18 protein-coding genes are annotated in these 18,607 nt (G+C 68.4%); 3 read left to right on the forward strand and 15 right to left on the reverse strand.

Annotation, left to right across the window (positions count from 1 at the left end):
• Nucleotides 1–136: 136 nt before the first annotated feature.
• Genes ASC98_RS23970 through ASC98_RS30815 form a run of 3 tightly spaced genes read left to right on the forward strand, consistent with a single transcriptional unit; the run spans nucleotide 137 to nucleotide 2,074 of the window.
• The gene (locus ASC98_RS23970; RefSeq protein ID WP_082542084.1) at nucleotides 137–991 is read left to right on the forward strand and encodes a transglutaminase family protein; all 855 of its coding nucleotides are present in this window, start codon (nucleotides 137–139) and stop codon (nucleotides 989–991) included.
• Entirely contained in the window at nucleotides 988–1,680 is a 693-nt protein-coding gene (locus ASC98_RS32460; RefSeq protein ID WP_082542085.1) for an RHS repeat-associated core domain-containing protein, read from the forward strand. Before ASC98_RS23970 ends, ASC98_RS32460 begins: the two co-directional genes overlap by 4 nt.
• A 10-nt stretch (nucleotides 1,681–1,690) precedes the next feature.
• The gene (locus tag ASC98_RS30815) at nucleotides 1,691–2,074 is read left to right on the forward strand and encodes a hypothetical protein (protein WP_157598077.1); all 384 of its coding nucleotides are present in this window, start codon (nucleotides 1,691–1,693) and stop codon (nucleotides 2,072–2,074) included.
• A 14-nt stretch (nucleotides 2,075–2,088) separates the two neighbouring features.
• Here the strand turns inward: ASC98_RS30815 and ASC98_RS23980 are convergent, their stop codons facing one another.
• The 15 genes from ASC98_RS23980 to ASC98_RS24050 form a co-directional block, all read right to left on the reverse strand.
• A complete protein-coding gene (locus ASC98_RS23980) occupies nucleotides 2,089–3,402 on the reverse strand; it encodes a tetratricopeptide repeat protein (RefSeq protein ID WP_200953068.1) in 1,314 nt (437 codons plus the stop codon).
• A gap of 38 nt (nucleotides 3,403–3,440) precedes the next feature.
• The gene (locus ASC98_RS23985) at nucleotides 3,441–4,403 is read right to left on the reverse strand and encodes a Fic family protein (protein ID WP_056815323.1); all 963 of its coding nucleotides are present in this window, start codon (nucleotides 4,401–4,403) and stop codon (nucleotides 3,441–3,443) included.
• An 18-nt stretch (nucleotides 4,404–4,421) separates the two neighbouring features.
• Entirely contained in the window at nucleotides 4,422–7,139 is a 2,718-nt protein-coding gene (gene tssH, locus ASC98_RS23990; RefSeq protein ID WP_056815326.1) for a type VI secretion system ATPase TssH, read from the reverse strand.
• Nucleotides 7,132–8,220, reverse strand: coding sequence for a type VI secretion system baseplate subunit TssG (gene tssG, locus ASC98_RS23995; protein ID WP_200953069.1), 1,089 nt, complete (start codon nucleotides 8,218–8,220; stop codon nucleotides 7,132–7,134). Before tssG ends, tssH begins: the two co-directional genes overlap by 8 nt.
• On the reverse strand, nucleotides 8,217–10,085 hold the full coding sequence (gene tssF / locus ASC98_RS24000) for a type VI secretion system baseplate subunit TssF (RefSeq protein ID WP_056815328.1): 1,869 nt from the start codon (nucleotides 10,083–10,085) through the stop codon (nucleotides 8,217–8,219). The genes tssG and tssF overlap by 4 nt, the downstream gene beginning before the upstream one ends.
• Nucleotides 10,086–10,098: 13 nt before the next feature.
• A complete protein-coding gene (gene tssE / locus ASC98_RS24005) occupies nucleotides 10,099–10,623 on the reverse strand; it encodes a type VI secretion system baseplate subunit TssE (RefSeq protein WP_056815330.1) in 525 nt (174 codons plus the stop codon).
• 9 nt (nucleotides 10,624–10,632) lie between these two features.
• Nucleotides 10,633–11,475 (reverse strand): type VI secretion system accessory protein TagJ, encoded by an 843-nt coding sequence (locus ASC98_RS24010; protein ID WP_056815332.1) that lies wholly within the window; start codon nucleotides 11,473–11,475, stop codon nucleotides 10,633–10,635.
• A 1-nt stretch (nucleotide 11,476) separates the two neighbouring features.
• Nucleotides 11,477–11,965 carry a type VI secretion system tube protein Hcp gene (locus ASC98_RS24015; protein WP_056815344.1) on the reverse strand — a complete coding sequence of 163 codons (489 nt, stop codon included), beginning with the start codon at nucleotides 11,963–11,965 and terminating at the stop codon, nucleotides 11,477–11,479.
• 90 nt (nucleotides 11,966–12,055) lie between these two features.
• Nucleotides 12,056–12,538: a type VI secretion system tube protein Hcp gene (locus ASC98_RS24020; protein ID WP_056815346.1), complete on the reverse strand. Its 483-nt coding sequence runs from the start codon at nucleotides 12,536–12,538 to the stop codon at nucleotides 12,056–12,058.
• A gap of 185 nt (nucleotides 12,539–12,723) precedes the next feature.
• Nucleotides 12,724–14,217 carry a type VI secretion system contractile sheath large subunit gene (tssC, locus tag ASC98_RS24025; protein WP_056815349.1) on the reverse strand — a complete coding sequence of 498 codons (1,494 nt, stop codon included), beginning with the start codon at nucleotides 14,215–14,217 and terminating at the stop codon, nucleotides 12,724–12,726.
• A gap of 25 nt (nucleotides 14,218–14,242) precedes the next feature.
• Nucleotides 14,243–14,752: a type VI secretion system contractile sheath small subunit gene (gene tssB, locus ASC98_RS24030; protein WP_056815352.1), complete on the reverse strand. Its 510-nt coding sequence runs from the start codon at nucleotides 14,750–14,752 to the stop codon at nucleotides 14,243–14,245.
• Nucleotides 14,753–14,806: 54 nt separating this feature from the next.
• The gene (gene tssA / locus ASC98_RS24035; RefSeq protein ID WP_056815354.1) at nucleotides 14,807–15,829 is read right to left on the reverse strand and encodes a type VI secretion system protein TssA; all 1,023 of its coding nucleotides are present in this window, start codon (nucleotides 15,827–15,829) and stop codon (nucleotides 14,807–14,809) included.
• Between the two features lie 83 nt (nucleotides 15,830–15,912).
• Complete coding sequence (locus tag ASC98_RS24040; protein ID WP_056815356.1) at nucleotides 15,913–17,241, reverse strand: HAMP domain-containing sensor histidine kinase; 1,329 nt, start codon at nucleotides 17,239–17,241, stop codon at nucleotides 15,913–15,915.
• Nucleotides 17,238–17,927 (reverse strand): response regulator transcription factor, encoded by a 690-nt coding sequence (locus ASC98_RS24045; protein WP_056815359.1) that lies wholly within the window; start codon nucleotides 17,925–17,927, stop codon nucleotides 17,238–17,240. The genes ASC98_RS24040 and ASC98_RS24045 overlap by 4 nt, the downstream gene beginning before the upstream one ends.
• Nucleotides 17,928–18,048: 121 nt before the next feature.
• A complete protein-coding gene (locus ASC98_RS24050) occupies nucleotides 18,049–18,516 on the reverse strand; it encodes a Spy/CpxP family protein refolding chaperone (RefSeq protein WP_056815362.1) in 468 nt (155 codons plus the stop codon).
• Between the last annotated feature and the right edge of the window lie 91 nt (nucleotides 18,517–18,607).

Raw genomic sequence — 18,607 nt, forward strand, 5'->3', positions numbered from 1 at the left:
CTGAACAGCGGCGCCCAAGACGCCGTCAGGGGCCGGCGCGCAGAGCCGCCAAGACCTCGCCGTGCCAAAGGGCATCTGCACTTTTTCTCCAAAGTCCCTGTCGAGACTCCCGGCGAAGTCCAACCAGGGAGATGACATGGACCACACGCTGTCGAGTCCGCATCGCGGCGGGCGACGAGTTCGCGGCCTGATCCGGCGCTGGCTGTTTCCACCGTTCATCGCGTGCTGTGCGATTGCAGCGGCGGCAGCACCGGCGGCGGTAACCAATCGACTGGCTTCGACGTACGGTGGAGACCTCGCGATCGTGCGCGGCATCCTGACGCAACAGGAGTCCGAGATCGACCTCGCGACCGCCAAGCTGACGATCGATCGGCTGATGGATCCCGGCATCGACGTGCCGTCGACGCTTCGGCAACTCGATGCGATGGCGACAAGCCTCAAGACGGCAATCCCGGCAGGCGCATCCTCGCGGCTGAAGCTGGAGGCGCTGCGCCAGCAGCTCTACACAGCCAACGCGTGGAATGGCCATCGGCGTTACCACTACGACCTGGACGATTCGTTGGGCCGGAACCTGCGCAACAAGCTGTTGCCGGCGTACCTCAAGACTCGCGCGGGCAACTGCATATCGATGCCGTTTCTGTTCGTCGTGCTCGGCCAGAAGCTGGGCCTCGATCTCGCGATCGCGACGTCGCCTAACCACGTGTTCATCAAGTACCGCGATGAGCGCGGCGAGCTGTTGAACCTTGAAACGACCAGCGGTGCCGGCTTCACCCGCGACGTGTGGATGCGCCAGCAGTCTGCGATGACCGACAAGGCCATCGCATCGGGGTTGTACATGCGCGCGGTGGGCAAGAAGGAGGCGCTTGCGCTGCGGCGCCTGTACGAACGGGCCTGGTCACTGGGCTGGCGGCCGCCGGATGACGAGCAGGACGAAGCGGTTCGTCGGCGTGCTGCGGCGGGAAAGGCAAATCAACAGGAGAAAAAGAAATGAACTGCAAGATCGCATCGGCGTTGTTGGCGCCATGTCTGGTGGCCATGCTGTGTCACTCTCCGATGGCGAATGCTCGCTATGTGCAGAGCGACCCGATCGGCCTGGCTGGCGGCGTCAATACCTACACCTACGTCGAAGGCAATCCGCTGAGCCACGTTGATCCGAGGGGGCTTTCCTGTACGACGGCCGATGGTCGAACAGTGTGCTCGTTCCCATCCGGGCCGACGTTCTCGGTGCCTGCTCAGCCGGGATTTCCGGCGTATCTTGGTCCGACGCATCCGCTTTATCACAAGTACGACGTCATCCAGCCGCTTGGCTTGGCTGATCCAGCGTGCGTGATGCAGGCGCTGATCAACATGCCGACTCCGGGCGTACCGAGCGCAGCCACGCTGCAAGGTACGCTGAACAATGCCATGGTGGCGGGCCGAAACAACTGGGTGACTTCGTATTTGACGAGTGATACAGGCGGTGCGCCGGTCGTCGCCAACATCACGGGCTCGAACAGCCTCTTTGCATCGGGCTACGTCGCGCGGACGATCGCCGGCGGCCTGGTTCGCACCTATGGAGAGGGAACCAACTGGAAGCAGTCGCCGCTGATCTCCGGATTCGACATTCAAGCCGTGGCCAACGAAGTGGTCTGGGGTGCACAGATGAAGAAGATCGTTGACGACTGCACCTGCAAGCGGTGAGAGTCACAGCATGAGACAAGCGACTGCCACCGTCCTGGGATTCTGTGCCGCGTCTGCTGTCCCGGCAGCATGGCTCGCTGTCACTTCGCCTCTGGGCGGAGAGTTCAGCCTCCAGTCGATCGCAGGCACCTTCATTGTGTTGAGCTTCTTTTCCACGCTGGCCACCTGCGTTCTGGGGTTGCCTGCGTTTCTTCTGCTGCAACGATGGAATCTCGTTTCGTGGTGGTCTGCGTCGCTGGCAGGCCTCGGGGTCGGCGCCGTCGCCGCAATGGCAATGCGTTTGCCGGGTCCGGCCGATCCGGCGGATCTGCTGACTTTTTCGCTGTTGGGAGGCGTGGCGGCGGTTGCCTTCTGGGCAGTCTGGAGAGTTGGGAGGAGCGCTCCGGTCAACTGATCTCGCGGCCGGCCTCACCGCCGCGCCGCCACCAACCACCCCGTCACCGGCTTCCCACCCTCCTGCCGCAGCGTCTCGCCGCTGATCTCCACCAGCGTGAACCCGTTCGCCGCCAGCGCCGCCTCCACATGCGCTCGCGCATGCGCATAGCGGCCGTGCGGCTCCAGGTGGAACATCTCCGGGCGATCGTCGGGCAGCGCCTCGACGGTGAACACCATCAGCCCGCCCGCCTTCACCGAGCCGCTCGCCGCGGCCATCAACGGCATCAGGTCGCCGAAGTAGCACAGCGTGTCGGCCGACAGCATCACGTCCCACTGGCCGGGCGACTCGCGCAGGAACTCCGTCAGTTCGGCCTTGAACAGGTCGCCATACACACCCTTGGTCTGCGCGTGCTTCAGCATGCCGCCCGACAGGTCGACGCCCGCCAGCACGCGTGCCCACGGCGCCACCAGCGGGCCGCACAGCCCGGTGCCGCAGCCAGCGTCCAGCACGGTGAACTGCTTCGCCGCCGGCGGCAGCAGCCGCGCGAGCAACTGCCCGCACAGTTGCGGCGCGCGGTAGTCCAGCCGCTCGTTCAGCTGTGTCTCGAAGCTGTCGGCGAAGTGGTCGAAGGTGTACTCGACATAGTCGTCCGACGCGCGCTCCGGCGCACCGCTGCCGGAGCACGCCGCAAACATGTGCTGCGCCATCGGGTGGCCCGGCTCGTCGGCCAGCCACTGGCGGAACACCTCGGCCGCCTCGCGCACCTTGCCCATCGTGTAGTAGGTCATGCCGAGCAGCTTGCGGCCGTCCGGGTGCTCGGGCAGCAGCTCGATCGACTTGCAGTACCAGCGGATCGATTCCGGCAGGTCGTCCTGCGACGCCGCCAGCAGTCCGAGGTTGTTGTGCGCGTTCAGGTGCCGCGGGTCGAGCTCGATCGCGCGCAGGTACGCGGCCCGTGCGTCGGCCGGGCGCTTCTGCGCGCGGTACAGCGAGCCGAGGTTGTTCTGCAGGTCGGCGCTGCCGGGCTGCAGCGCGCCCGCGCGTTCGTAGGCCGCGGTGGCCTCGGGCAGCTCATGGCGCGACACATGGATGTTGCCGAGGTTGTTGTGGTAGCCGGCGTAGTCCGGCACCAGCGCGATCGCGCGCCGGATCGACGCGATGCCTTCCTCGTCGCGGCCGGTCTGGTGCAGCACCATGCCCAGCAGGTGCAGCGCGTCAGGGTGGTCCGGCGCCACCGCGAGCACGCGGCGGTAGACCTCTTCGGCGCCGGCGAGCTGCTGGTTCTGATGCAGCCCGATCGCGAACTGCAGCGCGTCGTCGAGGCTGAGGTCGGCAGGCTCGGTCACGGCGGTACCTCGGTCAGTGGAGCAATCGGTGGTGTGCGTCACATGTCGCCGAGCGTCGCGCCGAGCCGGTTGTTCGGCACGACCATCGGCACGCCGCCGCTCAGCAGCATCAGCACGTAGGCGAGGCGCGCTGCGCGCTTGTTGCCATCGGTGAAGGCCTGCGTGGTGATGATCGCGCCGAACAGGTACAGCGCCCGCTCGTACCACTCGTCGCTGCCCTGCGCCGGCATCGGCGAAGTACTCAGGTCGGACAGCACGTCGCCCAGCACCTTGGCACCGCCGATGTTCGACGGGTACTTCTGCATGCCGGCCGCGTTGTTCCAGCCGCGGTAGGCCGGGGCCAGCGGCACCATCCGCTGCCAGGCCGCCTGCAGCGGGGCGAGCGTGCCGCCCAGTGGGAAGCTGCCGTCGCGCTTGACCAGCCCGAGCAGCACCTGCGAGTAGGCCGACGCATCGCCCTGCACGCCGTTCGTCAGCCAGGCCAGGCCCCGGGCCTGGTCGAGCGAGCGCTCCGACCGCGGCGGCACCGCTGGCGTGCCGGGTTGCTGCACGACCGGCGCCGGCCCCTGGTAGTAGCTGGCCTCGGGCTGCGTCTCGGCCCGCAGTTGCGGCAACAGCAGGTTGGAGCCGGCCTTGCCTTTCAAGCCGTTCGCGTAGGCCGCGCGCCGCTCGATCAGCTTCAGGTCCATCTCGAACATGCCTTCGATCGCGGTCATGAAGAAGTTGAGGCCCGCCGCGTCGGCAAAGCGCAGCACCGTCGGGTTGCCGGCGTTGGCATTGGTGCCGAAGTGCCAGAAACCGTCGGTCCCCATCGCGCGCAGCGATTCGGTGAAGGCGTTGTCGAATGCGGTGGCGGCCGGCAGCAGGCCCACCGCCTGGCTGTACTGCCGGTAGATCGGCCGCGGCCGCATCGTGGTGATGAACTGGGTCCGGTCCATCGTGATCGCACCGGCCGGCGCGACGTACGGGGCGACCTTGGGCTTTTTGTCGAAGAGGGCCATCGTGCTGTCTCGAAAAAATCAGAACGCGTAGTGGAAGTTGTTGTCGACGACGCTGACCGTCACCCGCTCGATCGGCGTGCCGTCCATCATCCGCGTCAGGAACTCCTTCGAAATGTCCGGCAGCATCGTGTTGGTCAGGATCGCGTCGATCATCCGGCCACCCGATTCGCTCTCGGTGCAGCGGCTCACCACCAGCTTCACCACGTCGTCGCCGACCTCGAACGGGATCTTGTAGCGCGCCTCGACGCGCTTCTTGATGCGCCCGAGCTGCAGCTTGACGATCTGCCCGAGCATCTCGTCCGACAGCGGGTAGTACGGAATGGTCACCAGCCGGCCCAGCAGCGCCGGCGGGAAGATCTTCAGCAGCGGCTCGCGCAGCGCCTTCGCCAGCCCCTCGGCCTCGGGCATCAGCTCCGGGTCCTTGCACATGTTGGCGATCAGCTCGGTGCCGGCGTTCGTCGTCAGCAGGATCAGCGTGTTCTTGAAGTCGATGAAGCGGCCTTCGCCGTCTTCCATGAAGCCCTTGTCGAAGACCTGGAAGAACATCTCGTGCACGTCCGGGTGGGCCTTCTCCACTTCGTCGAGCAGCACCACCGAATAGGGCTTGCGCCGCACCGCCTCGGTCAGCACGCCGCCTTCGCCGTAGCCGACGTAGCCGGGCGGCGCGCCCTTCAGCGTCGAGACGGTGTGGGCCTCCTGGAACTCGCTCATGTTGATCGTGATCAGGTTCTGCTCGCCGCCGTACAAGGCCTCGGCCAGCGCCAGCGCCGTCTCGGTCTTGCCGACGCCCGAGGTGCCGGCCAGCATGAACACGCCGATCGGCTTGCTCGGGTTGTCGAGCCCGGCCCGCGAGGTCTGGATGCGCTTGGCGATCATCTCCATCGCATGGTCCTGGCCGATCACGCGCTGGCTCAGCAGCGACGCCACCTTCAGGATGGTTTCCATCTCGTTGCGCGCCATGCGGCCGACCGGGATGCCGGTCCAGTCGCCGACCACGCTGGCGACCGACTGGTAGTCGACCGTCGGCAGGATCAGCGGGTGCTCGCCTTGCAGCGTGGCCAGTTCGGCCTGCACCTGCTTCAGCTCGGTCAGCGTCGCGGCGCGCGCTTCGTCGGACAGCTTCGGTGCATCGGCGGCCACCGTGGCGGCCGCCTTCTCGGCGTTCTGCTCCAGCGCGCTGCCGGTGCCTTCCACTGCGCCGGCCACACCGCGCAGCTTCGCGCGCAGCGCCAGCAGCTTGTCGACCAGCACCTTCTCGGCCGTCCAGCGCGTCTTCAGCTCGTCGAGCCGCTGGCGCTCGATACCGAGCTGTTCGGTGACGATCGCGCTGCGCTCGCGGGTGTCGATGCCGATCGCCGACTCGCGGCCGATGATGCCCTGCTCGGTCTCCAGCGCCTCGATGCGCTTGCTGCAGTCGTCCACCTCGGCCGGCGTCGCGTGCAGGCTGACGGCCACGCGCGCGCAGGCGGTGTCGAGCAGGCTGACCGATTTGTCGGGCAGCTGGCGCGCCGGGATGTAGCGGTGGCTCAGCTTCACCGCCGCTTCGAGCGCCTCGTCGAGGATCTGCACCTTGTGGTGCTTCTCCATCGTCGACGCGACGCCGCGCATCATCAGGATCGCCTTCGGCTCGTCCGGCTCGTCGACCTGCACGCTCTGGAAGCGCCGCGTCAGCGCCGGGTCCTTCTCGATGTACTTCTTGTACTCGGCGAAGGTGGTTGCGCCGATGGTGCGCAGCTGGCCGCGCGCGAGCGCCGGCTTCAGCAGGTTGGCGGCGTCGCCGGTGCCGGCCGCGCCGCCGGCGCCGACCAGCGTGTGGGTCTCGTCGATGAACAGGATGATCGGCTTCTCGCTCGCCTGCACCTCGTCGATCACCGAACGCAGCCGCTGCTCGAACTCGCCCTTCATGCTGGCGCCGGCCTGCAGCAGGCCGACGTCGAGCGTGCGCAGCGTGACGTCCTTCAGCGCCGGCGGCACGTCGCCGCGCGCGATGCGCTGCGCGAAGCCTTCGACCACCGCGGTCTTGCCGACACCGGCCTCGCCGACCAGGATCGGGTTGTTCTGGCGGCGCCGCATCAGGATGTCGACGACCTGGCGGATCTCGTCGTCGCGGCCGACGATCGGGTCCATCTTGCCGCCGCGGGCCTGCTCGGTCAGGTCGGTCGTGAAGCGCTTCAGCGCCTCCTGCTTGCCCATCGCGGCCGGTGCGATCGCCTCGCTGGCCTCGCCCGGCGCGCCGCCGTCGCTGGCGGCCTGCGCATGCTCGGGCGATGCCGCGAGCAGCGATGCGAAGCGGTCGATCAGGTCGTCGAGCTTGATGCGCTCGAACTGCTTGCTGATCGCCAGCAGCGCATTGCGCAGCGACGGCGTCTTCAGCGCGCCCACCAGCAGGTAGCCGGTGCGCACCTGGCGGTCGCCGAACATCAGCGAGCCGTAGACCCAGCCGCGTTCGACCGCGTTCTCGACGATGCTCGACAGGTCGGTCACCGAAGTGGCGCCGCGCGGCAGCCGGTCGAGCGATTGCGTCAGGTCGGCCACCAGCTGCGCGCCGTCGAGCTCGTAGTGCTTGACGATGCGGTGCAGGTCGCTGTCATTGCCGTTCAGGATCTGGTAGATCCAGTGCTGCAGCTCGACGTACGGGTTGCCGCGCAGCTTGCAGAACACCGTGGCGCCTTCGATGGCCTTGTAGGCGATCGGGTTGAGCTTGCCGAAGAGGGCGGTGCGACTGATTTCAGCCATGGTCGTTCCTTGGGGTGGAAGGGGGCGCGGTGACGGGTGTCATCTGCGCCGGGTTCAACAGGAGTTCGCCGCGGTCGGGGTGCGGCGTCTTGCGGCCGAGCCAGCTGGTCAGGCCGAGCGCCGCCGGTGTCGCGCCCGACAGGCCGAGCGCCGGCACCGCGCTGCCCTGCAGGATCAGCCGCAGGTCCCACAGCATCTCGAAGCCGAGCAGCTGGCGCATCCAGTCGCGCAGCTCGACCAGCGAGCGCTGGCCGGGCAGGAACTGGCGGTACTGCGCGAGCGTCAGCGGGCCGATGTGCAGCCGCAGCTTGTACTGGCGGTCCCAGACCTTGCTGCCGGCCACCGCCGAGACGCCGAGCGCCGCGCCCATGCCGCCGCGGCCACCGAGTCGGGTGCGGTCCTCGGGACGCAGCGGCAGCCAGTGGCCGACGTGCGATTCGACGCGGATCGGCACCGCGAAGTACTGGCGCAGCACCTTGACGATCGATTCGGGCCGGCGCGTCGCGCTCGCCAGGTGGCCGCTCATGAAGCGCTTGGCGGCATCGGGCACCTGGTCGGCGCGACGCAGCGCGGTGGGCGCCTGGCCGAACAGCGCGCCGACCCATTTGGCGAACTGGTCGTCGCTCGCGCGGTCGGCCTGCACGGCCGGCTGCGACTGCGCCCACGCGCGGTAGAACAGCAGCAGCATGCGGTGGTGGAACAGGTCGGCGAAGCGCGCGAAGGTGGCGTCGCCATGGTTGCGCAGCCGGTCGCGCGCGTGTTCGGTGTAGTGCAGCGGCAGCGGCCCCATCGGGCCGAACAGCCCGAAGAAGCGCACGCCGAGCCGCGGCACGTTGCGCTCGCTGGCGTCGAACGACATCACGCCGGCCGGCGCGAAATCGAGCTCCGGGTCCTGGCCCAGCCGCACCGGCTCGGCCCCGGGCCGCAGCGCCGAGCCGAGCCGCGGCGACTGCGGCCACAGCGCGTCGATCTGGCGCAGCACCGCGAAGAAGTCGTGCGCCCACGGCTGCTTCGCGATCTCGTCGAACAGCCGCGTGCGGCGTTCGTACAGGGCCTGCGGATCCGGTGGCGTGGCGCTCACAGCATCGCCTTCGAGCCGACGCGCGGCTGCGATCGCAGGATCTCGCCGCGCGTCGCCGAGCGGACGATGGTTTCGGAAAAACTGTTGGCCGACGCATGCCGGGCGTAGAAGTGCTCCAGCACGCAGCCGAGCAGGAAGGCGCTCGAGCCCTGGAAGCCGAGCTCGTCGACGGTGGTCGTCACCTCGACGCCGCAGCCGAAGGTCAGCGGTCCGGGGAAGGGCAGCCGGCGCACCACCGCGCGCGCGTCCACCGCCTGGATGCCCTCGACCTGCTTGGCCCAGCTGACGTCCTGTTCCGGCCCGTGCAGCGCCATCAGGCTGCGCAGCGCCGACGCGGCACGGCGCGGGTCTTCGCCGGCAATGCTCAGGTAGTTCAGCGTCAACAGGCTCACCAGCGACCAGCCGACGTCGCCGCGCGCGATGCGCTGCACCGGCCGCGACGGGCCGCGCAGCGTCTCGATGCGGCCGGCCGGTCCGGCGACGTCGAGCGCCCAGGTGCTGGCCGAACCGGGCAGCAGCGTCGGCAGGTCGCGGTTGGTGACCAGCGCGGTCAGCGAGACCTGGCGGATGTCTTCGCGGTACGGCGCGTTGCGCGGGTCGACCAGCGACAGGAACACCTCCTGGCCGACGTAGGCCGAGCGCGGCCCTTCGAGGCGCTGCCGGCTCGACAGCAGCCGCGGCTCGCGGCGCAGCGTGTAGAACGCGCCGTGGTTGCGCGACTCTTCGTGGAAGGTGGCGTACAGCGGCAGGAAGCGCTGCTCGGCGACCTGACCGGTGCCGAAGCCGGTGACGCTCTCGATCGTGTGGACCTCGTAGTCCATCGGCCGCGTGCGGTCCGGCACCGCGTGGTGCTCGAAGCTGCCCGGGCCGAGCTGGATGCGGTCGAGCCGCTTCGGGAACAGGTTGATCGCCGGCGTGCAGTACAGCGCAAGGCTGTTCGCATCGACCAGCGATTCGAGCGCCGGCTCGCCGCGCCCGAACAGCAGCACGATCTCGCATTCGCTGCTGTCGATGCGCGCCAGCCGCCGCGCCAGGTCGGTGACCGAGAAGAACAGGAAGCGCTGCGGCAGCGCCGCGTACTCCTGCAGCAGCCGGTGGCCGCTGAAGCCGCGCAGCGTGTCGGGCAGCAGCGCCTGCTCGTCGTCGTAGCCGACCGCCTCGACGGATGCGCCGTCGGCATAGCCCTGGTTCGGCGAGCGCGCGGCACCGCCGTGCACCCAGGTCGCGAGGCTCGCGCCGAGCACCAGTTCGTGCAGGCGGAACGCGACGTCGTCGCCGGCGCTGATGTAGAAGCTCAGCTGCTCCATCGGCAGCTGGCTGAACTTGAGGCCGGCGCTCGCCTTCAGCCGGATGCGCAGCCCGCCGCGCACCTGGCGGGCCGGCGGCAGGTGGGCCAGCGGCAGGTCGGGTGCGTGCGTGAAGTACGTTACCGCGTCGATCTCGACCGGCCACAGCGTCACGTCGTGCGCGGTGCGGAATTCGCAGCGGGTGTTCTGGCCGCGCACCAGGTCGCTGTGCAGCGCGCTGCCGCGCTTGACGCCGAAGCCGCGCGCCAGGTTCGGGTCGAGCGGATCGGGCCGCATGCGCGCGATCATCGTCGACGGCATCGGCGACAGGAAGCCGGGGTAGACGGTCTCGAGCAGGTGCTGGATCAGCCGCGGGTGCTCGGCGTCGATCTTCAGCTGCACCCGCGCGGCCATGAAGGCGAAGCCCTCCAGCAGCCGTTCGACATACGGATCGGTGACCTCGACGCCGTCCATCGACAGGCGCGCGGCGATCTTCGGAAACTCTTTCGCGAACTCGGCGCCGACCTCTTTCAGGTGGCCGAGTTCGTCGTTGTACAGGCGCAGCAGGTTCGGATCCATCGGGGCGAGCCGCTCAGGTCTTGCGTTTCAGGGAACTGCTGGTGGCGTCGCGCACCTCGATCTGCCCGGCCTCCAGGTCGACCTGGGTGCGCAGCAGCAGTTCCAGCGGCACCGGCTGGGCCCACATGAAGCCGCGGATCTCGAACTCGATGACGTTGTGGGTGTCGAGCACGCTGGACGGTTCGAGCGCTTTCACGTCGAGCGAGTCTTCCATCACGCGCGGCTCGAAGCGCAGGATGGCCTGCTTGATCGTGCGCTCGAGCAGCGGCACGTCGATGCGCGACGCGAGCTGGCCCGACATCGGCGGCAGCCCGTAGTTGATGACCGAGTCGCCTGCCAGCGGGTAGGTTTGCGACAGCAGCGGCATCGGCTTGACCGCGTTCAGCAGCCACGACAGGTCGCGCAGCACCGCCTCGCGGATCTGCGCCTTGTTCATCACGCGGCTGTCGTCGGACTCGACGCGCGACTGCGGGTCGAGGTCGGTCAGGCGGTCGAGCAGGACCGGCTGCAGCCGATCGCGTACCTCATGGTTGGCCATGGTCGTCGGTCAGGCCGCGGCGTCCGGCGTCGGCTCGTCGTCGGGCACCGGCAGCGGCTCGAGCGTGATCTCGCGCACCGCCAGCAGGTCGCTGTCGTGCTCACCGAGCGCCAGCACGCGCTGGCCGATGCCGCGGAAGTGCTCGTCGTTCAGCGCCTGCCATTCGGTGCGGCGCGCCAGTTGCGCCAGCGCATCGCCTTCGGTCGCGGTGCCGGGGTAGCGGGTCGGGATCAGCGCGACCGACTGGCCGCCGTTGGTGAAGTCGAGCTGCGCGGCGCTCCACACCATGTCGCGCAGGTCGGCAGGTTCCTCGATCGTGATCTTCGTCAGCGCGCTGAACGGCACCCAGCAGTAGCGGCCGTTGATCAGCGCTTCGAGCACCGGGCCGAGCCGCGAATCGGCGTCGGCGATCCAGTCGAAGGGTTGCCCGTTCAGCGTGCCGGGCGTCGGCGGCGCGGCGTCGAAGGCATCGGTGCGCAGCTTCGCGGCCAGTGCCGCATCGCCGCGCGCATCGGCCATCAGCGCTTCGACGAGCCAGGCCACCCAGGCCTGCGGTCGGCCGAACACCATCGGCGTGGTCTTGCCGGCGAACACCGCTTCGCGCAGCGTCTCGCACTTCAGCGCCTCGCGGTAGGTGTTGACCATCGGCAGCGTCGACGCGTCGAGCTCGCCGCACACCTCCAGCTGGGTCATCGCGCGCGGCCACTGGCCCAGCACGCACAGCAGCTGGAACAGGAAGACGCGCAGCTTCGGGTCGGCCGGCTTCGCGCGCACGCCGTCCTGCAGGCTCTTCAATGCGGCATCGGTGCGGCCCTCTTTCAGGGCCTGTTCGGCGGCTTGGACGGGCGTCATGTCAGCTGGCCTGGACTTCGTTCTCGAAGGTGTTCACGCCCTTGGCGGCGCCCGCCATGTCCTGTGCGCGGTACTCGACCTTCACCTTGAAGAAGGCGATGCGGATCTCCTCGATCAGCTCCGGCGCGCCGTCGGTTTCGTTGCGCAGCCGGTGCGACAGGATGCGCGCCTTCTCGACGGTGATCGTCAGGTACGGGATCGACGCCATGCCACCGGCCTTGTGCACCGACAGCGTGGCCTTCTTGATGACTTCATTGGCACGCAGCGCCGACATCAGCCCGGTGCTCGCCGAATCGACGCGCTTGCGCACGATCAGCTCCTGCATCGTCGTGCGGGCGGCCGCGCTGCCGAAGGCGGTCGCATTGCCGTCCAGGCCCCAGCTCCAGCCGACGACCTCGATCTCGTCGGTGTGCTTGGCATCGCGCGATTCGCCCTTGATCGGGCCCTGCGCCGTGCCCTCGACCTTGAGGTACATGTCGGCTTTGGACATAGGGTCTTTCCTTGCTGGCGTTTCAAAAAGGGAGCGCCACGAAAAGGCCCGAAGGCCGATCCGTGGCGTGCGCAGGAAGCCTGCGGCCGCTTACGCGATCGTGTTCGTCGCGCGATCGATGCCGACGGTGCTGGTGGAACCCTTGCCGCCGGTGTCCGACTGCGTGGTGTATTCCATCTTGAACTTCGAGAAGTTCAGGCTGATGTTTTCCGTCAGGCGGTCTTCACCACCGCTGCCGCCGGTCGACAGCGACGACACGATGACGCTGTCCAGCGTGATCTTGATGTACTCGAGCGGCTTGTCGCCGGCCTTGCGCACGGTCAGCACGGCCTGCTTGATGTGCGTGCCCTTGAAGCTGGCCATCGCCAGTGCGGTCGACGACGCGTCGACGTACTTGGTCAGCGACAGGTCCTGGACGCTGACCTTGCCCGAACCGCCACCGGCGCCGTTGCCGAACGAGGCGCTCTGCGCGCAGCCCCAATTCCAGGCCAGGACGTCGATCTCGTCCTTGTGCGACGAATCCTTCGACTCGCCCTTGATGTCACCGATCTTGATGAACATGTCTACAGCCATGATGCTTCTCCTTCAACTAAGTTGACCCGCTTGTGGGATGCCGGGAGAGGGGTGCCGCGACGTCTGGGTATTCCGTCGCGCGCCCGGCGTTTCTGTTTCGTTTCCCGGCAAGCTGAACCTCCCGGGCTGCGATTCGCGTGGCCGCCGTGGGAGGTTCCACGCCGGCCCCGCTTTCCTGCGTCTGATCAAGCCGCCTTTTGAGAGGGCAGCTTCGAAACCAGGCGCAGAGACACTGTCAAACCTTCCAGCTGGTAGTGGGGGCGCAGGAAGAACTTCGAGCTGTAGTAGCCCGGGTTGCCTTCGACTTCTTCCACCACCACCTCGGCCGCCGCCAGCGGGCGACGGGCCTTGGTGTCTTCCGACGAGTGGGCGGGGTCTCCGTCCACGTAATTCATGATCCAGTCCTGCAGCCAGCGCTGCACTTCGTCGCGTTCCTTGAACGAGCCCACCTTGTCGCGCACGATGCACTTCAGGTAGTGCGCGAAGCGGCAGGTCGCGAACAGGTACGGCAGGCGCGCGGCCAGGTTGGCGTTGGCCGACGCATCCGGGTCGTCGTACTCGGCCGGCTTCTGCAGCGACTGCGCGCCGATGAAGGCCGCGAAATCGGAGTTCTTGCGGTGCACCAGCGGCATGAAGCCGTTCTTCGCGAGTTCGGCTTCGCGCCGGTCGCTGATCGCGATCTCGGTCGGGCACTTCATGTCGACACCGCCGTCGTCGGTCGGGAAGGTGTGCGTCGGCAGGCCTTCGACCGCGCCGCCGGATTCGATGCCGCGGATCCGCGAGCACCAGCCATACTGTTTGAAAGAACGATTGATGTTGACCGCCATCGCGTACGCCGAGTTTGCCCAGGTGTACTTGGTGTGGTCGGCGCTGCCGGTGTCTTCTTCGAAGTTGAAGGCCTCGACCGGGTTGGTCTTCGCGCCGTACGGGATGCGCGCCAGGAAGCGCGGCATCGCCAGGCCGATGTAGCGCGCGTCGTCCGATTCGCGCAGCGAGCGCCAGCCGGCGTACTCGGGCGTCGTGAAGATCTTGCTCAGGTCGCGCGGGTTCGCGAGTTCCTGCCACGAGCCCATCTGCATCAGGCCCGGGTCGGCGGCGGCGATGAACGGCGAGTGGGCCGCGGCCGAGACCTTGGCGATCTCGCCCAGCAGCTCGACGTCGGGCGGGGTCTGGCCGAAGTAGTAGTCGCCGACCAGGCAGCCGAACGGCTCGCCGCCGAACTGGCCGAACTCTTCTTCGTAGACGCGCTTGAAGATCGGGCTCTGGTCCCAGGCCGTGCCTTTGTAGCGCTTCAGCGTCTTGCTGAGGTCCGTCTTGCTGATGTTCATCACGCGGATCTTCAGCTGCTCGTCGGTCTCGGTGTTGTTGACGAGGTGGTGCAGCCCGCGCCACGCGCTTTCCAGCTGCTGGAATTCGGGGTGGTGCATGATCAGGTTGATCTGCTCGCTGAGCTTCTTGTCGAGCTCGGCGATCATCGCCTCGATCGAGTTGACGACGTCGGTGCCGATCAGCTTGGTCTGCGCGAGCGCCTGCTGCGCGAGCGTCAGGATGGCGGTCTCGACCGCCGATTTCGCCTCGTCGCTCTTCGGCTTGAATTCCTTGTTCAGCAGGCTGGCGAAATCGCCGCCCTGGAATTCGACGCCCTGCAGCGCGGAGGATTGGTTCTGTGCTTCTGCCATTGCGTTCTCCTGTGTCGCGCTGCGCTTATTCGGCCTTCGGCTCGTCGGCCTTCTTGGCGCCCGCCAGGCTGCTCAGCAGGGCCGGGTCGGCCATCACCTTCGCCAGCAGTTCCTCGGCGCCGCTCTTGCCGTCCATGTAGGTGATCAGGTTCGACAGCTGCTGGCGGGCTTCGAGCAGCTTGCGCAGCGCATCGTTGTTGCGCGCGATGGCCGCCGGCGAGAAGTCGTCCATGCTGTTGAAGGTGAGGTCGACGCTGACGTTGCCCTCGCCGGTCAGCGTGTTGGGCACCTGGAACGCGACGCGCGGCTTCATCGACTTCATGCGGCTGTCGAAGTTGTCGACGTCGAACTCGAGGAACTTGCGGTCGGCCACCGGCGCGAGCGGGTCGGCCGGCTTGCCCGACAGGTCGGACAGCACGCCCATCACGAACGGAAGCTGCACCTTCTTCTCGGCGCCGTAGAGCTCGACGTCGTATTCGATCTGGACACGCGGCGCACGGTTGCGGGCGATGAATTTTTGACTGCTGGTGGCCATGGTGGACTCCCGTGGTGTTGACAGGCCCTGGGGCGGGTTCGGTGGTTCAGTTTGCTACTGGTCGGGACTGCCGGCGATGCGTTCGACCTGGCCGAGGCCGTCGGACGCGAGGTCGCGGATGATGTCCATGAAATTCTTGCCCATCAACCGCTGCGCCCGGCGGATCAGCAGCGGCGCCGGGTTGCTGGGCTCGTTGCGTTCGATCCATTCGCAGACGCGGTCGAGCGTGCGGCTCACGTCTTCGCGGCTGCGCAGCGCGCCGACCGCGACGGCGCTGCCGCCGGTGTTCGTGGCACCGCCGGCATCGCCGCCGTCGGCAGCTTCCGCGGCGGCGGCCTCGCCGTCGGCCGCCTCGGCCTGCGCCGCGGCGCTCGCCAGGCACTGGGCCAGCACGCGCAGCGGGCGCAACTCGGGACCCTGGCTGCCGCCGACCTTGTCGATCAGCACCGCTTCGATGCGGGCCATCTCGTCGCCGGCCTGCTTCAGCGCGGCCAGCGTGCCGGGAACCTGGGCTTCGGCGGCCTTCAGTGCCTGCTGCACGCCTTCGGGGCTGGGGGCGGATTCATTGCTGTTCGGCTGGGCCTTGCCGGCGGCCAGCTCGATCTGGCGCACGGTGAGCTGGGCGCGGCCGCCGCCGACCGGGGCGTGGCGCAGGTCGGCCAGCCCGAACGACGGATCGACCAGCGGCGCCAGCGCGTTCAGCCGCATCGTCGGGTCGTTGTTGTCGTCGGCGTCGAGCAGCGGGTAGGCACGGTCCCAGTGGCGTTCCAGCAGCCCGGCGATCAGCGCCAGCGCACTGGCGTACATGGCCGCGCCATGCTGGCGGGCGCCGGAGCGGGCCAGCAGCACGGCGACCCGCAGGTCGCGGGTGCGCTCGGCGAGCTGGCGGGATTGTTCGAAAACGGTGCGCCAGTCGGGGTCTTCGGCCGGGATCACGGTGTCGCCGAACTGCTGCTCGGGCTTGCCGCGCGACGCTTCTTCCAGCGCAAGGAACGCCGGGTCGTACTCCAGGTCCGGCCCGCAGGGCGCGTCGTCGGAGAGCGGCGCCAGCAGTTCTTCGACGGGGAGGGCGTTCATGGAGGTGCGGGACGGCAGGCAGTGACGATGGGGTGGACTCTAGAAAGGAGGGGAGTCCTCCACATCTGCCGAAAGTCACTTCTTCACGGTCCGGGCTCGGTTCTTCCCCCATGTCCAGGGGGGGCGAAGCGCAGCGACACCTCGAGTCCCGGCCCGGCCAGCCGGATCTGCAGCGCACTGCCGTGCGCCTGCGCGACCAGCCGGCACAGGTACAGCCCGAGGCCGACGCCGCCGGTGCTGCGCTGGCGCGCGCGGTCGAGCCGGTAGAAGGCCTGGCTGAGCTGGGCCAGCTGCTCCGGCGGCACGCCCGGGCCGTGGTCGCGCACGCTGAGTGTCACGCCGCCGTCATCGTCGAGCCGGGTGCCGACGACCGGCGGCCGGCCGGCGTCGGCCGCATGGCGCAGCGCGTTGTCGACCGCGTTGCGCAGCAACAGCCGCAGCCGCATCCGGTCGAGCGCCAGCATCGGCAGTGCCGGCGCCAGCTGCTGCTCGACCGGCTGGCCGGCGAAATGCGCCGCCAGCGTGTCGGCGACCAGCGCGTTCAGGTCGGTCGGCTCGCGCTGCAGCGCGGCATGGCCGGACGCCAGGCGCTCGCTCTCCAGCAGGTCGCTGACCAGGTCGCGCATCTCGGCCAGGTCGCGCAGCAGCGCGCTGCGCTCCGGGCTGTCGTCGACCAGCTCGGCATTCACCCGCGCGCGGGTCAGCGGCGAGCGCAGCTCGTGGCTGATGGCCAGCAGCAGGCCGCGCTTGGCGTCGAGCATCGCGCGGATCTCCTGCGCCATCGTGTTGACCTGGCGGGCCAGCTCGCCGAGTTCGTCGTCGCGCCGCACCGGAATGGCGTCGTCGAACTCGCCGCGGCCGAAGCGGATCGCGCCGGCGCGGATGTCGTCCAGCGGCCGCAGCAGGTGCCGCACATGCCGGAACGCGACCCAGGTGATCGCCAGCAGCAGCGTCAGCGTGCCCCAGCCGACCCATTTCGGATGCACCTCCGGGCTGGGCGGCGCGAGGCCGAACACCAGCCGGTGGCCGTCGGCCAGCGTGCGGACATGGATCATCCCTTCGGGGTTGCCGGGCGACGGGATGCGCTGCCATGGCGCCGGGCGCTGCGGGTGCGAATCCCACCGGACCTGCGGGCCGTCGATGTGCAGCGAGATCGGCAGCCGCGCGACCAGCGCCTTCGCGCGTTCGACGTCGGGCGGCGTGCCGATGTCGGCGGCCAGCAGCGTGACGTAGTCGGCCAGCAGCGGGCGGCCCCAGCCCTGCCAGCCCAGGCGCACGATCTCCTTCATGCCGACCAGGAAGATCACCGTGGTGCCGAGCGCCAGCAGCAGGAACAGCCGCACCAGCTTCCATTTCAGCGAGTGGTTGACCCGCTGGCGGGCCCGGTGCCACGGGCGCGTCCACGGGTTCATGCGGCGGGTCCGGCCGCGAAGCGGTAGCCGACGTTGCGCATCGTCTTGATGCAGTCCAGCGGTTCGAGCTTCTTGCGCAGGCGGCTGACCAGGATGTCGACGGCACGGGTGTAGAGGTCGTCGGCGGCCTGGCCGCGCAGCTGCTCCAGGATCTCGTCGCGAGAGAACACCTTGCCTGGCATCGTCGCCAGCATCACCAGCAGCTCGAACTCGGTGCTGGTCAATTCCAGCGGCTGGCCGTGGCGGCGCGCCTCGCGGCGCTGCAGGTCGATCAGCAGGCCGTCGAACGCCAGCTGGGTCGGTGCGTTCAGGCGCAGCGAACTCGGCCGGGTGCGGCGCAGGATGGCCTGCACGCGCACCAGCAGCTCGCGCGGCTCGAAGGGCTTGGGCAGGTAGTCGTCGGCGCCGAGCTCGATGCCGACGACCCGGTCCATCACGTCGCCGCGCGCGGTCAGCATCACGATCGGGATGTCGCTGAAGCGGCGGATCTCGCGGCACACCTGGAAGCCGTCCATCTCGGGCAGCATCACGTCGAGGATCGCGAGGTCGTAGGTCAGGCCGCGCAGCGCCGGCAGCGCGGCGCTCGGGCGCGTGACGGCGTCGAGGTCGAGATCATGGCGGTGGAAGTAGGTCCGCAACGGCCCTGCCAAGTGTTCGTCGTCGTCGATCAGCAGGATTCGTTGCATGAGCGATTGTGCAAGCGCAGCGAAGCACCCATCAAGCAACTCTCCGAGGAACCGGCTTTGCCGGGCCTCTGGAGAGGCGCCCCCTCGGGGGGCAGGAGCGCAGCGACGTGGGGGCCGTCATTCAACTCCAGGGTCCGTGCCGCTGCTGCAGGAAGTCCCGCACCTGCCGCTGCTGCTCCGGCCGAAGGCTGTCGTAGAAATCGCCGACCGCGGCCACCAGCTTCGGGCTGCCTTCGCGCACGCTCGCGAGCTTGCTGTTGATCAGGTCCTGCGCATGCCAGCGGTCGAAGGTGCCGTCGCCCATCAGCGCCTGGAACTGCGCACGCGGATCGGCACTGCCGCGCAAGGCCTGGCGCTGCTGCTGCAAGGTGTCGATCAGCACGCCGAGCCGCGCCTGCTGCACGGCGTCGAGGTCGAGGCGGCGCGTTGCATGGTCGATGGCCCGCGACTTGAAGCGCGCGACATCGGCCTCGCTCATCGATTCCCAGCGCCCGAAACCGTGCGGATGCTGCGACCAGGCCGCGAAGCCGCCGAACAGGGCCGAGGCGCCGAAGACGCCGATCAGGGTGCGTTTGAGCCAGGGTCGCATGAAGATTCCTCCTGCAGGTGTGAACATGGCCTGCATGCTCGGCGCTGCGTCTTCCGGCGTCTTGTCGTGGCGGTATCGCTGTGTATCGTTT

It is taken from the genome of Rhizobacter sp. Root1238 (genome assembly GCF_001425825.1).
GTDB lineage: Bacteria > Pseudomonadota > Gammaproteobacteria > Burkholderiales > Burkholderiaceae_C > Rhizobacter.